The 12,463-nt window shown below is 68.1% G+C and carries 14 protein-coding genes and 1 pseudogene; 6 read left to right on the plus strand and 9 right to left on the minus strand.

Annotated features, from left to right (window positions below; all coding sequences use genetic code 11):
- Positions 1-105: 105 nt before the first annotated feature.
- Positions 106-663, minus strand: coding sequence for a ribosome recycling factor (gene frr / locus AB8998_RS20415; protein ID WP_369739513.1), 558 nt, complete (start codon positions 661-663; stop codon positions 106-108).
- 224 nt (positions 664-887) lie between these two features.
- Positions 888-1,637 (minus strand): UMP kinase, encoded by a 750-nt coding sequence (pyrH, locus tag AB8998_RS20420; RefSeq protein WP_369739514.1) that lies wholly within the window; start codon positions 1,635-1,637, stop codon positions 888-890.
- A gap of 309 nt (positions 1,638-1,946) precedes the next feature.
- Between pyrH and mbp1 the strand changes: the two genes are divergently transcribed.
- Positions 1,947-2,186: a microaggregate-binding protein 1 gene (mbp1, locus tag AB8998_RS20425; protein WP_369739515.1), complete on the plus strand. Its 240-nt coding sequence runs from the start codon at positions 1,947-1,949 to the stop codon at positions 2,184-2,186.
- A 257-nt stretch (positions 2,187-2,443) separates the two neighbouring features.
- Positions 2,444-3,184 (plus strand): winged helix-turn-helix domain-containing protein, encoded by a 741-nt coding sequence (locus AB8998_RS20430; protein ID WP_369739516.1) that lies wholly within the window; start codon positions 2,444-2,446, stop codon positions 3,182-3,184.
- A gap of 44 nt (positions 3,185-3,228) precedes the next feature.
- Here the strand turns inward: AB8998_RS20430 and AB8998_RS20435 are convergent, their stop codons facing one another.
- A complete protein-coding gene (locus AB8998_RS20435) occupies positions 3,229-4,164 on the minus strand; it encodes a lysophospholipid acyltransferase family protein (protein ID WP_369739517.1) in 936 nt (311 codons plus the stop codon).
- Positions 4,165-4,273: 109 nt separating this feature from the next.
- Positions 4,274-4,756, minus strand: a complete 483-nt coding sequence (locus tag AB8998_RS20440) for an MPT63 family protein (protein ID WP_369739518.1) — start codon at positions 4,754-4,756, stop codon at positions 4,274-4,276.
- Positions 4,757-5,293: 537 nt separating this feature from the next.
- On the opposite strand from AB8998_RS20440, the gene AB8998_RS20445 reads away from it, so the two are divergent.
- Positions 5,294-5,551, plus strand: a complete 258-nt coding sequence (locus AB8998_RS20445) for a hypothetical protein (RefSeq protein WP_369739519.1) — start codon at positions 5,294-5,296, stop codon at positions 5,549-5,551.
- 88 nt (positions 5,552-5,639) lie between these two features.
- Here the strand turns inward: AB8998_RS20445 and AB8998_RS20450 are convergent, their stop codons facing one another.
- The gene (locus tag AB8998_RS20450) at positions 5,640-6,602 is read right to left on the minus strand and encodes an esterase family protein (RefSeq protein ID WP_369739520.1); all 963 of its coding nucleotides are present in this window, start codon (positions 6,600-6,602) and stop codon (positions 5,640-5,642) included.
- Positions 6,603-6,640: 38 nt separating this feature from the next.
- Complete coding sequence (locus AB8998_RS20455; RefSeq protein ID WP_369739521.1) at positions 6,641-7,069, minus strand: hypothetical protein; 429 nt, start codon at positions 7,067-7,069, stop codon at positions 6,641-6,643.
- 506 nt (positions 7,070-7,575) lie between these two features.
- Between AB8998_RS20455 and AB8998_RS20460 the strand changes: the two genes are divergently transcribed.
- Entirely contained in the window at positions 7,576-8,013 is a 438-nt protein-coding gene (locus tag AB8998_RS20460; protein ID WP_369739522.1) for a hypothetical protein, read from the plus strand.
- A 1-nt stretch (position 8,014) separates the two neighbouring features.
- Entirely contained in the window at positions 8,015-8,434 is a 420-nt protein-coding gene (locus AB8998_RS20465; protein WP_369739524.1) for a MarR family winged helix-turn-helix transcriptional regulator, read from the plus strand.
- Between the two features lie 173 nt (positions 8,435-8,607).
- On the opposite strand, the gene AB8998_RS20470 is transcribed toward AB8998_RS20465, so the two are convergent.
- The 3 genes from AB8998_RS20470 to rpsB are packed head-to-tail and all read right to left on the minus strand — an operon-like array spanning position 8,608 to position 11,700.
- Entirely contained in the window at positions 8,608-10,026 is a 1,419-nt protein-coding gene (locus AB8998_RS20470; protein WP_369739526.1) for an amidase, read from the minus strand.
- A gap of 8 nt (positions 10,027-10,034) precedes the next feature.
- Positions 10,035-10,850 carry a translation elongation factor Ts gene (tsf, locus tag AB8998_RS20475; protein ID WP_369739528.1) on the minus strand — a complete coding sequence of 272 codons (816 nt, stop codon included), beginning with the start codon at positions 10,848-10,850 and terminating at the stop codon, positions 10,035-10,037.
- Between the two features lie 10 nt (positions 10,851-10,860).
- A complete protein-coding gene (gene rpsB, locus AB8998_RS20480; RefSeq protein WP_369739529.1) occupies positions 10,861-11,700 on the minus strand; it encodes a 30S ribosomal protein S2 in 840 nt (279 codons plus the stop codon).
- A 235-nt stretch (positions 11,701-11,935) separates the two neighbouring features.
- Between rpsB and AB8998_RS20485 the strand changes: the two are divergent.
- A pseudogene (locus AB8998_RS20485) lies at positions 11,936-12,457 on the plus strand (M23 family metallopeptidase); the annotation flags it as partial.
- Positions 12,458-12,463 lie beyond the last annotated feature (6 nt).

Genomic DNA, 12,463 nt, shown 5'->3' on the forward strand with positions numbered 1-12,463 from the left:
GCGGTGTTCCGGGATGCGGGGGCCTCGCGTGCGGGCGCCGGCTCCTCGGGCGCGCTTCCTTTGCCGGCGTCGGGGGTTGCCACGGACTTGGTTGCTGAGCGGCCGTTAGACCTCCAGCAGCTCGCCTTCTTTGTGCTTGACCAGTTCGTCGATCTGGGTGACGTACTGTTGGGTGGTCTTGTCCAGGTCTTTCTCGGCGCGGCCGACCTCGTCTTCGCCCGCCTCGCCGTCCTTGCGAATGCGGTGCAACTCCTCCATCGCCTTGCGGCGGATGTTGCGCACGGAAACCTTCGCGTCCTCGCCCTTGTGCTTGGCCTGCTTGACCAGCTCGCGGCGGCGCTCCTCGGTGAGCTGCGGCACAGCCACCCGGATAAGGGTGCCGTCGTTGGTGGGGTTGACGCCGAGGTCGGAGTTGCGGATCGCCGTCTCGATCGCGCCGAGTTGACCGGCCTCGTAGGGCTTGATCACGACCAGCCGCGCCTCGGGGACGTTGATGCTGGCCAGCTGGGTGATCGGGGTGGCGGCGCCGTAGTAGTCGATCACGATCCGGGAGAACATGCCCGGGTTGGCGCGACCCGTGCGGATCGTCGACAAGTCGTCACGGGCCACAGCTACGGCTTTCTCCATCTTCTCTTCAGCATCGAAAAGAGCCTCATCGATCATGTGCGCTGCTCCTCCTCATCGCTGCGCTCTGCATCGTCGCCAGCGTCGATCATGTGCGCTGCTCCTCCTCATCGCTGCGCTCTGCATCGTCGCCAGCGTCGATCATGTGCGCTGCTCCTCCTCATCGCTGCGCTCTGCATCGTCGCCAGCGTCGATCATGTGCGCTGCTCCTCCTCATCGCTGCGCTCTGCATCGTCGCCAGCGTCGATCATCGCGTCTTCCCCTCAGGTGGTGACCAGCGTTCCGATCTTCTCACCAGCGACCGCGCGGGCGATATTGCCATTGGTCAGCAGGTTGAACACCAGGATCGGCATGCCATTGTCCATGCACAGGCTGAATGCGGTGGTGTCGGCCACCCGCAGGCCGCGGTCGATCACCTCGCGGTGGGTGATCACGGTCAGCAGCTCGGCCTCGGGATTCACCCGGGGATCCTCGGTGAACACGCCGTCGACCGCCTTGGCCATCAAGACCACGTCCGCGCCGATCTCCAGCGCCCGCTGCGCCGCGGTGGTGTCGGTGGAGAAGTACGGCAGGCCCATGCCGGCGCCGAAGATCACCACCCGGCCCTTCTCCAGGTGGCGGACGGCCCGCAATGGGAGGTAGGGCTCGGCCACCTGGCCCATGGTGATCGCGGTCTGGACCCTGGTGACTATGCCCTCCTTCTCCAGGAAATCTTGCAGCGCAAGGCTGTTCATCACCGTGCCGAGCATCCCCATGTAGTCCGACCGGGTGCGTTCCATGCCGCGCTGTTGAAGCTGGGCGCCCCGGAAGAAGTTTCCGCCGCCGATCACCACGGCGACTTGCACGCCGGTCCGCACCACTTCGGCGATCTGGCGGGCCACCCGGGCTACCACGTCGGGATCCAAGCCGACCTGTCCGCCGCCGAACATCTCCCCGCCCAGCTTGAGCAGCACCCTCGAATACTTGGCTCGACTCGCCGCTACGCCGTTGGCGCCTTCCGTCGGCTCCGTCATCAGACTCCTCGCATGAGAGCGCCATCCCGGGCGAACTCATCCGGAACGGCCTTGCACATCCTGCCTCATCGCAGCACATACCGGCATCGGCGGGGTGGATTATCGGCACAGGTCACGCGGGCGGGGGTGTGCTGGCCCGCCCGGGACAGGTTTGGCCGCGCGGCGGCGGGGGAATAGGCGAATACGCAGCAGGAAACCACCGGTCTTGAGAAATAGGGCCGCCAGCTGCTGTGTTGCCGAATCGTTCACCGGTCGGCAAGGAGCGTAAACCGCTCGTTTTCAGGCACGCCAATGAGGAGGAGCTGATCCATGGCGGACACCAACAACTCCGGACCCGCGGAAGCCGTGAAGGGCGTCGTCGAGGACGTCAAAGGTAAGGCCAAGGAGGCCGTCGGGGCGGTGACGGGCCAGGATAACCTCACTCGCGAGGGCCAGGCCCAGCAGGATAAGGCCGAAGCGCAACGCAACGCGGCCAAGAAGGAAGCCGAGGCAGAAGCTGCACGCGGCAGCGCCGAGGCAGCCGAAAAGCGCCAGGAATCCCACCAGTAGCTTGACCCAACGATGAGTCCGGCCCGTGCCGACGGGCCGGACTCATCGGCATCTCGGTGGCATTCCGTTGGCATTCCGGTGGCGTTCCGGCGTTCTCGAACCGCGGGCAAATCTTTCCCGGGCGTGTTTCGGCTCGCGCGGCCCGGGACCCGCAAAGCCGGGTGGGTTGGCATAATTTCCCTCGCAAACGGGTAATCCACGCCGCGCCGGCAGGCATCTTCGCGCGAGGCGCCTGGGAGCAGACCCCGGTTTTGGAGATGCCGTTGGACGTTCTACTGGTCACCGACGAGGACGATTTCGAATCGGCGTTGCCGACGCTGAAGTCGTTTGCGGGCCGGTTGCGGCGCTCGTCCCTTACCGGTCACGCCGACGGGCATCCCGGTTCCGCCGACGTCGCGATCATCGACGCGCGCACCGACCCGGCGACGGCCCGAACGGTCTGCCGACGGCTGACAGCCGACGCCCCGGCGATCGCGGTGGTGGCCGTCGTGGCGCCCGCGGATTTCGCGGCGCTCGACGCCGACTGGCATTTCGACGATGTGATCCCCCCCGCCGCGGAGCCCGACGAGCTGCAGGCGCGGCTTCGGCTGGCCATCGCGCGCCGGCGCAGCGTCCTCAACGGCTCGCTGAAGTTCGGCGGCCTGATGCTCCACCCGGCCAGCCGCACGGGGTCGCTGGACGGCGCGGATCTGCATTTGACGCTCACGGAGTTCAAATTGCTGAGTTTCCTGGTGCAGCACGCCGGCCGCGCGTTCAGCCGTACCCGGCTGCTGCACGAGGTGTGGGGATATGACAGCAACGGCCGTGTCCGCACGGTCGACGTGCACGTGCGGCGGCTGCGCGCCAAGCTCGGGGCTGAACACGAATTTATGATCGCCACCGTCCGCGGGGTGGGTTACATGGCGGCGACACCGCCACGGCCGCAATGGATCGTCGGCGAACCACCGCCCGCGCAGGCACCGTCGGGACCGTCCGATCCGGGCCCGGACCACGGTTGACTGGATGCGCAGCGCTCCTGTGGCACAACGGCTTTCGTCACCCGTCAGGCGAATAGCGGCAACGCCCGCTTGCGCGCCAACGCATCTATCCCCCGCTGAATCGCTTCTTGCACCTCGCGATACTTGCCGTCGACGTAGTCGTCGTCCTCCGCGCGCGCGGGGTCGTGATCGAGTTCGACGGCGGGCATGAACCGCGTCCTGATCTTGGCCGGCAGCGGCAGCTGCGGAAGCGCCGCCGGCGCGATCCCCCACGGCAGCGAGACCGCGAGCGGAAAAACCTTGAGCCGCAACAGCCGATCGAGCCGCAGGGCCTTGGACAGCCCGTCACCGCGAATCAGTACCGGCATGGCGTCCGCGCCGCCGACCGTGGCGATGGGCACGATCGGAACGCCGGCCCGGATCGCCATCTTCACGAAGCCTTTCCGCCCCGCGAGGTTGGCACGGTCACGCTCGATCCACGGGCGCAACGAATCCACCTCGCCACCGGGCCACAGCGCTACGTCGCGTCCCTCGGCCAGGGCCGTGGCGATGGCGTCGGGGGCGGCGGGAAGCACGCCCATCGATCGGAAGTAGCTGCCGATGACCGGGATGGCCATGAGCGCGTCGTGCGCCGTGCCGTGCAGCGGGCGGTCCTGGCCGTATCGACGCCACCATTGCAGGCCGACAGTCCACGCGTCCCAGACGAACGGGGCACCGGAATGGATTCCGACCAGCAGCACCGGCGCCCCGGGAATGTTCTCCCATCCGTCGATCTCCATCCGGAACCAGTAGTCGACCAGCAGGTTCCACAGGAATTTCTGGCGCTGCAGGGTGGCCTCGTCCTGGCCGACGAGATCCCACTCGCCGGCGCGCTCGGCGACCCATGCACCGATCCCGCCGCCCTGGTCGTCGCGCACGCTTTTCATCCGCGCGCGCGCCTGTTCGGCGTAATGCTGGGCTTGCTCCTGTAACTCGGTCGGCCTGTGATCCACGTCGCTCATAGGGGTCGGATACCCGCTTCCGGCGCGGCGGAAGCACCGTGGCGAACCGCAGAAACGAACCTCCCCGCGTCGCAGGCGACGCGGGGAGGTCGGCTAGCCGGGGGCGGCGTCAGACATTGCTCGTCCAGATGAGAACGTCCTGCACGCCGTCGTTGTAGACGACGCCGTTCGGCGGCTGACCGGTCACGTCGAAGTACAGCATCCCGCTCGACTGCTGGCCTTGCGCGATCGGCGCCGGGCTCAGGCCGTTGGGGGTGGGGACGTTGTCGATCACCCGGTAGGTCTGGCCGTCGGCCGACCGGGCGTTGAAGTCCGAGACCAGCGGGGTGACGGTGCCACCGTCAGCCGTGGCGGTGATGTCGGCCTGGTAGAGCTTGCCTTTCGGGGTGTAACCCGGAATGACGGTGTTGGTCGCGTGCAGGTTGTTCACGGTGTAGGCGGTGACCAACGGCCCGTCGACGAGCTTTTCGCTGGTGCCGAAGCCCTGCACGGTCGGCGGCGCCGCCGATGCCGTCGCAGCGGTGAAGACGCTTGCCGCTGCGATCGCACCGGCAGCAACTGCAGTTTTTGCAGTCGTAGTGGTGAACTTCATGTTCATTCCTTTCGTGTCGAAAAGCCGCTCTCTGGCGACAACCGCATACAAGGTCCATAACCTGTCGGCCGAAATCTCAAACATGTCGCTACCGCGCAGGCGTCGCGCTTGGCCGCCCCACCTGCGGCAACACCACGAAAATCGCTTGTGCGGCAACACAATTAAGCCACTCCTGCAACACCTGTACCACGGCCACCGGCGTCGGGGGCCCGGCCAGGCGCCCCAGAGTCATCCGCCGATCAGCGGGGTAGCCACAAGCGAGGAGCCCGCGCCGCCGGAGCGCGCGGGATTGCACGGTTCGCGCGATCGGGCCGACACCCGCGGTGTCCGGGTAGGGTTGGGCGCAGGCTGAATTGAGATAACCGGCGCGATCGACGGCCACTGCCGGCTGAGCCGAGTTCCGCACAGAGCGTTGGAGCAGACGCCACCCGTGAATCCAGGTGATTCCCCTCTCCGAGGGATCACTGCGCACGCGAACGGCACCACCGGATGCCGGCCGGCGACGAACCCGATACCGACCGAGGAGCTTTTTTGACGATGGCGCGCTACACCTATCGTGTCGTGTGGTCTCCCACATATCAGAAGTATTTTGCCCGCTGCCTGGACATTCCGACACTGACCCCGTTGGGCACCACCCAACAGGACGCACTGGAACAGGTCAGCCGACTGGCCGCCGATTCCGACGAAGCGGCGAAAGCTTCTGGTTACGAAGGTGATACGCGCAGGCGGACCGCACCGTCAGTGAACCTGCGGCATGCCCAGCGAGTTGTGCCCCGGTGGCACACGCGCTGCTGACCGGCTCACGGGACGGCCCGCGCAACGGTTCGGGCGGCGGCGCATCGGCGCCGCCCGAACCGTCAGGACTACGTAGGGTCCAAGGCGGCTATCCGGACGCCCCGCCGCCGAGCGTGTGCTGCATGTCGGGCTTCATCGCCGACAGCTGCGCGCCCCAGTAGCCCCAACTGTGCACACCGTTCTGATCGATGTTGAACGTCGCGTTGTGCCCGCCCGCGCTGATGTAGGCGTCCTTGAACGCAACGTTGCTGTCCAGGACCACCTGCTCGATCACGGTGCCCGGGATGCTGCCCTCGCCGATCTCCGACGCCGTCCCGTTGCCGCTGTAGACCCACAGCCGGGTGTCGTTCGCAACCAGCCGGCCGACCTGCACCGTGGGATCGTTGCGCTGCCAGCCGGGTCCGCCATCCGGTCCCCACATGTCGTGCGGGTTGAATCCGCCCTCGTTACCCATGGCCATCCCGATGTACATCGGACCCGAGCCGCTCGAGGGTGTCAGGTAGGCCGACAGGGAGCCGGCATACTTGAACTGGTTGGGGTGGTAGGCCGCCAGGATCAGGGCCGAGGATCCGGACATCGAGATCCCGACGACGGCATCGTCGGTTCTGCTCACGCCCCTGTTCGCCAGGTAGCCGGGCAACTCGCTGGTCAGGAAGGTCTCCCATTTGTAGGTCTGGGGAGGACCGTCGCTGTTGTTGGCCGGACCGTACCAGTCGGTATAGAAGCTGGACCGCCCACCGACCGGCATCACCACCGAGATGCCCGAGCCGGCGTAGTCGTCGAACGCGTTGGTGTTGATGTCCCAGCCGTTGCGGTCGTCCTGCGCGCGCAACCCGTCGAGCAGGTAGACCGCCGGCGCGCCGCCCTTCTGGAATTCGACGGTGATGTCGTGTCCCATCGACGGCGACGGCACCTTGAGGAATTCCGGCGCCGCGGCCCGCGCGGGCGCAGCAACCCCGCTCACGCCGGCCAATCCCGGTATCGCCGCCGCCGCTATCCCGGCGACCGTCAGTCGAAGCATCCAGCGAATCCTGCTCATCCTTGTCTCCATGATCGTTGTCGGTTGGCTCCGCTCTTGCTTCGCCGTCATCACACGGGCCAGGCGAGATCCGCTTCGGCGAGCGAAGCTTCGTCCCCGTCGAGCGCGATGGCCTCCACATCCAGTGCCGACCAGGACTCGTCGATCGACACGTGCACCATCGAGTGCACGCCGTAGCGGCGCACCTCCCGCGCCAGCCAGTCCCGGTGCATTTGCAGATCGACTTCCGACCGGCGTGGCTTGGGATAGGCCAGCCAGCCCCGGCCGCCGGCGAGCACGGCATCGTAGAGGGCGGAGAGCAGGTCCAGATCCCCTCGACCCGCGATGAATCCGATGACCACGTCGGCCCGGTCAGGGGTTGACCCGTCCACTCCCGGAATGACGTGCTCGTACCCGGAGGGCGCGTTGATCAGCGCCACTCGGTCGCCCGCTCCGATCCGCAATCTCTGCCCCAGTTCCGAAAAGTCCGGCCACTTCACGTCATCACCTCTCTGTAGTGAGCTCTGTAGGGAGCCCGATGGTTCGATAGGCCGCGTTGGTCCGTGCGGTGGCCCGCCTGGCGGGCCGACGGCGCCCGCATTGGAAGTACTTGGAGCACGGGAGATTGGAGGGCAGCTTCCGTTTGTCCTGATGCAATATCACGCCCGGCGCGGCCCCGCCCGAACCGCGCCCGGCCACCGGACCGACGCGTGGGCATCGAGTTTTTCTGCGCGACATGCCGTTCCATGGATGCCGAATGAACTTCCAAAGAACACCGGCCCTTTGGTGGTTGATCGCCGATCGTGCGGGTAGCGCCCGGACAGCGGAGGTCAGGTCGACGTGCAGAACGGTCTCGAACTGCTCGGCCATCCGTGCCGGCAAACATCGACTCTGCCGTTCGGCCATCGCCGAGTTCGGTGGCGGACGCGTGGTCCGTAGGCGAACTGTGCTTACAAACAGAGCTTTTGGAAGGATATTTGTCGGCGTCGCGCAACGTCTCGAGCATGTGCCCGTCGCGCAGGCTCCGGGACGCGACGCGACCGCCGAACATGCCGCGGTAGCATTCTTCGGCCGCCGTGACCGGTCGGGCGCTCTGCCGGTCGTGGAACCGTTCGCCGGTCCCGGCCATGCCGTCGCGGCATACCACATCGAGACCGGGGCGCTGCAGATCCGCCAGTTCGTCGTCGGCAACCCGACTCGACTCCTCGCAGGTGTCCTGCGGGGAATCTGGCACAGCGCCCACCACCGGAGTTCCCCCGCACGGCAGCGCTGGGACCACCACGTCGTCACGGTCCCGGTAGCGCTGCAGTCGGCCGAACAGCACCTCACCCACCTCGCGGCGGTCCCGGAACGGTTTCGGCGTCATGAAGGGCCTCTACCCGCAATCGCGGCGCGAAAACGCGAGTCGCGGGTTCGGCACCGAAGGATATGTCAATATCGCTGACATGGTTCAGGCTCACGACGCCCCGCTTGGTTACCTCCTCTACCGGGTGGGTGCCGTTCTACGCCCAGAGGTCTCCGCGGCGCTGGGCCCGCTGGGTCTGACGCTGCCCGAATTCGTCTGCCTGCGCCTCCTTTCGATCTCGCCCGGACTATCCAGCGCCGAGTTGTCCCGCCACACCAACGTCACGCCGCAGGCGATGAACACGGTGCTGCGCAAGCTGCAAGACGTTGGGGCGGTGACACGCCCGTCGACGGTGTCGTCCGGACGCGCGCTGCCGGCCACGCTGACCGGCCAGGGCCGCGTGTTGTTGAAGCGCGCGGAGGCCGCGGTACGAGCGGCAGACGCCCGCATCCTGGCGAAGCTGACCGGAACTCAGCAACGCGAGTTCAAGCGGATGCTCGAAAAGCTCGGGTCGGACTAGCCGGCTGCCCGGTCAGGCGGCCACCGCCCAGGTCGCGGCCACGCCCGCGAACTCCATGCCGACCAGGTGCTGCACCGGTTCGCCGCGGGCGGCTCACGGGCCGGGCATTCGGACCGGCGCGGCAGCCACGGGGATGCCCGGCAAAGCGCGTCGCGGCAAACGGACGGTTGCGGTCAGGCGGTCGGCTCTGCGGCCTGGATGCGGGCCCACGGCCGGGCCTCTTCGAGTTCGTAGGCAAGCTCCAGCAGGAGCGCCTCCTGGCCCATGTCGGCCGACAGCATCATGCCCACCGGCATGCCGTCCGACGACTGGGCCAACGGCAGCGAAAGCGCCGGCTCGCCGGTCACGTTCTGCAGCGGGGTGAACGCGACCCAGTCGATCAGCCGGTCGATGACCTGCCGGTAGTCGACGGGGGCCAGGTGGCCGATGCGGGGCGTCTCGTCGGCCAGCGTCGGCGTGAGTATCGCGTCGTAGGCGCCGAAGAATTCCGCGGTGCGCCTCCGCAGCCGACGCAGGCGCGCGATCGCGAACGGAAGCCGGTGGAGGTTGCGGGCGCTGTGTCGCTCCAGGCCCAGCGTCAGGCTGTCCAGCCGGGTGCGGTCGAACGTGTCGCCGAACGTGCGGCGCCCGATGCGGACCTGCGCCAGCGCCAGGAATCCCCAATACAGCACGAAGTCGTCGACGAAGCTGGCCGGCACCGGCGGCTCGTCGACGTGTTCGACACGGTGACCAAGTTCCTCGAGGAGCCCGGCCGACTTCAGGGTCAGCTCCCGCATCTCGGGGCTGCACTCGCGCATGACCGAGCGGGTCAGCACGGCGATGCGGAGCCGCCGCCTGCCGGGTGCGGTGACGTCCCCCACCGGCGCCAGTTTGCGGTTGCGCCAGATACGCTCGGCCTCCCGGTAGAACGCCGCGGTGTCCCGCACCGAACGGGTCAGCACGCCGTTGGTGACGATGCCCACCGGCATGCGGCGCAGCGTCGGGTCCAGGGGCAACCGCCCGCGCGACGGTTTGAGCCCGATAAGCCCGTTGCAGGCGGCCGGGATGCGGATGGAGCCGCCGCCGTCGTTGCCGTGGGCGATCGGCACCACCCCGGCGGCGACGAAAGCGCCCGATCCCGACGACGAGGCGCCGGCGCTGAACTCGGTGTTCCACGGGTTACGGACCGGCCCCAGCCGGGGGTGTTCGGCCGAGGCGCTGAACCCGAACTCCGACAACTGGGTCTTGCCCACCGAGTTCAGGCCGGTGGCCAGGAACAGCTCGGTGAACTCGCTGTTGCCCGCGGCGTGCCAGGGCGTCCACGCGTCAGTGCCGTGCATCGTCGGCTGGCCGGCGACGTCGATGTTGTCCTTGATGAACGTCGGGACGCCGCCGAAGAAACCTTCGGCGGGCTTCCCCTCTGCGGCGGCCCGGGCCTGCTGGAACGCGGCATAGGCCAGGCCGTTGAGCACCGGGTCGACGGCCTCGGTGCGGGCGATGGCAGCCTCGACCAACTCGGCCCGGCCGATCCGGCCTTCACGCAGGGCGTCGGCCAGGCCGACCGCGTCGAGGTCGCCGAGGGCGTCGTCACCGAACGCGTGCACGTGGCGCATGCGCGTGCCTAGGCTTGGCCCACCTCGAAGCGAACGAAACGGGTCACCGTAACGCCCGCCTCGTCGAGCAGGGCCTTCACGGTCTTTTTGCTGTCGGACACCGACGGCTGCTCGAGCAGCACCGCGTCCTTGAAGAAGCCGTTGAGCCGGCCCTCGACGATCTTGGGCAGCGCCTGCTCCGGCTTGCCCTCGGCCTTGGCGGTCTCCTCGGCGATGCGGCGCTCGCTGGCCACGACATCCTCGGGCACGTCATCGCGCGATAGGTAGCGCGCCTTGAGCGCGGCGATCTGCAGCGCGACGGCATGCGCGGCGTCCTGGTCCTGACCCTCGAACTCGACCAGCACCCCGACGGCGGGTGGCAGGTCGGCGGCCCGTTTGTGCAGGTAGGTCTCTACGTTGCCATCGAAGTACTGCACCCGGCGCAGTTCGAGCTTCTCGCCGATCTTGGCCGACAGGTCGGCGATGGCCTGCTCGACGGTCTTGTCACCGATTTTGGCGGTCTTGAGACTGTCGACGTCGGTGGCCTTGGCGGCCAGCGCGGCGTCGACGACCTGGTCGGCCAGCGCCTGGAACTCGGCGTTCTTGGCGACGAAGTCGGTCTCGGAGTTGAGCTCGATGAGGGCGCCGCCCTTGGCAGCGACCAGACCCTCGGCCGTGGCACGCTCGGCGCGCTTGCCGACGTCTTTGGCCCCCTTGATCCGCAGCGCTTCGACGGCCTTGTCGAAGTCGCCGTCGCTTTCGGCCAGCGCGTTCTTGCAGTCGAGCATCCCGGCGCCGGTGAGTTCCCGAAGCCGCTTGACGTCGGCAGCGGTGAAGTTCGCCATATCAGCCTTCCTATGAAGGGTCAGTGGTGGGTTCGGCCGTGCCCGCGGCAGCTTCGGCGCCGGCAGTGGCTGTCGTTGTCGCGGCGGCCAGCAGTTCCTGCTCCCACTCGGCGAGCGGCTCGGCGGACTCCGCCTCGGGCTTGCCGTCGCCGCGGCCCACGCCGGCGCGGGCCTGCAGACCCTCGGCGACCGCGGAGGCGATCACCTTGGTCAGCAGCGCGGCCGAGCGGATCGCGTCGTCGTTGCCCGGGATCGGGTAGTCGACCTCGTCGGGGTCGCAGTTGGTGTCCAGGATGGCGATCACCGGGATGCCCAGCTTGCGGGCTTCGCCGACGGCGATGTGCTCCTTGTTGGTGTCGACGACCCAGATCGCCGAGGGCACCTTGGCCATGTCGCGGATACCGCCGAGGCTGCGCTCCAGCTTGTTCTTCTCGCGGGTCAGCATCAGGATTTCCTTCTTGGTGCGACCCTCGAAGCCCCCGCTCTGCTCCATCGCCTCGAGCTCCTTGAGGCGCTGCAGCCGCTTGTGCACCGTGGAGAAGTTGGTCAGCATGCCGCCCAGCCAGCGCTGGTTCACGTACGGCATGCCGACGCGGGTGGCCTCGGCCGCGACGGACTCCTGCGCCTGCTTCTTGGTGCCGACGAACAGCACCGTGCCGCCGTGGGCGACGGTCTCCTTGACGAACTCGTACGCCTTGTCGATGAAGGTGAGCGTCTGCTGCAGGTCGATGATGTAGATGCCGTTGCGGTCGGTGAAGATGAACCGCTTCATCTTGGGGTTCCACCGACGGGTCTGATGCCCGAAGTGGGTGCCGCTGTCCAGCAGCTGTTTCATGGTGACTACGGCCATGGGTGTGCCTTACGTGTGTCGGTTGCCGCCCGGCATCGGGTGAGGCCGGGCCCTGGCATCTGCTGCGTGCCGGACCCGGCGGGGAAACCCGGTCGGGACCGCCCGGCATGCGGTGCGAGTCCTAGTGGAACGGGAGCCGCGATGCAGACGCGCGAAGTCAGCCCGCAAGCGAGCTGCGACCGGAAGTTTACACCGCCTGCGCAGGTGGTTTCTCCACAGCATCTCCCCGCCCTGACTGGTGGCGCCACCGCCGCGGCACTGGACTGGGCCGGTGCGACGGGTCCTGCCGCTCCTGCTGTGCCTGATGGTGGCCGGCGCCGCGCCCGCGACCGCCGGCGACGAGCGGCTGGATTGGCCGCTGCGGCCGCGCCCGGTCGTGACCCGCGGATTCGATGCCCCGGCGCCGGACTGGCGGCCCGGCCACCGGGGCGTCGACCTGGCCGGCGCACCCGGGCAGCCGGTGTACGCCGCAGGCACCGCGACCGTGGTGTTCGCCGGGCCGCTAGCCGGGCGGCCGGTCGTGTCGCTGGCCCATGCGGGCGGACTGCGCACCAGCTACGAGCCCGTCCGGGCGGCGGTGCGGGTCGGTCAGGCGGTGACCACCGGCACGGTGATCGGCTCGTTGCTGGCCGGGCACCCCGGCTGCGGCGCCGCGGCGTGCCTGCACTGGGGTGCGATGTGGGGACCGGCATCGGGCGCCCGCTACGTCGACCCGCTGGGCCTGTTGAGGTCCACCCCGGTGCGGCTCAAGCCGCTGGGCGGC

It is taken from the genome of Mycobacterium sp. HUMS_12744610 (assembly GCF_041206865.1).
Taxonomy (GTDB): Bacteria; Actinomycetota; Actinomycetes; order Mycobacteriales; family Mycobacteriaceae; genus Mycobacterium; species Mycobacterium servetii.

Bases quoted from the DNA above. Each gene is read 5' to 3' on its own strand.
- frr (WP_369739513.1), bottom strand. From the start codon at position 663: ATGATCGATGAGGCTCTTTTCGATGCTGAAGAGAAGATGGAGAAAGCC.
- pyrH (WP_369739514.1), bottom strand. From the start codon at position 1,637: ATGACGGAGCCGACGGAAGGCGCCAACGGCGTAGCGGCGAGTCGAGCC.
- mbp1 (WP_369739515.1), top strand. From the start codon at position 1,947: ATGGCGGACACCAACAACTCCGGACCCGCGGAAGCCGTGAAGGGCGTC.
- AB8998_RS20430 (WP_369739516.1), top strand. From the start codon at position 2,444: ATGCCGTTGGACGTTCTACTGGTCACCGACGAGGACGATTTCGAATCG.
- AB8998_RS20435 (WP_369739517.1), bottom strand. From the start codon at position 4,164: ATGAGCGACGTGGATCACAGGCCGACCGAGTTACAGGAGCAAGCCCAG.
- AB8998_RS20440 (WP_369739518.1), bottom strand. From the start codon at position 4,756: ATGAAGTTCACCACTACGACTGCAAAAACTGCAGTTGCTGCCGGTGCG.
- AB8998_RS20445 (WP_369739519.1), top strand. From the start codon at position 5,294: ATGGCGCGCTACACCTATCGTGTCGTGTGGTCTCCCACATATCAGAAG.
- AB8998_RS20450 (WP_369739520.1), bottom strand. From the start codon at position 6,602: ATGGAGACAAGGATGAGCAGGATTCGCTGGATGCTTCGACTGACGGTC.
- AB8998_RS20465 (WP_369739524.1), top strand. From the start codon at position 8,015: ATGGTTCAGGCTCACGACGCCCCGCTTGGTTACCTCCTCTACCGGGTG.
- AB8998_RS20470 (WP_369739526.1), bottom strand. From the start codon at position 10,026: ATGCGCCACGTGCACGCGTTCGGTGACGACGCCCTCGGCGACCTCGAC.
- tsf (WP_369739528.1), bottom strand. From the start codon at position 10,850: ATGGCGAACTTCACCGCTGCCGACGTCAAGCGGCTTCGGGAACTCACC.
- rpsB (WP_369739529.1), bottom strand. From the start codon at position 11,700: ATGGCCGTAGTCACCATGAAACAGCTGCTGGACAGCGGCACCCACTTC.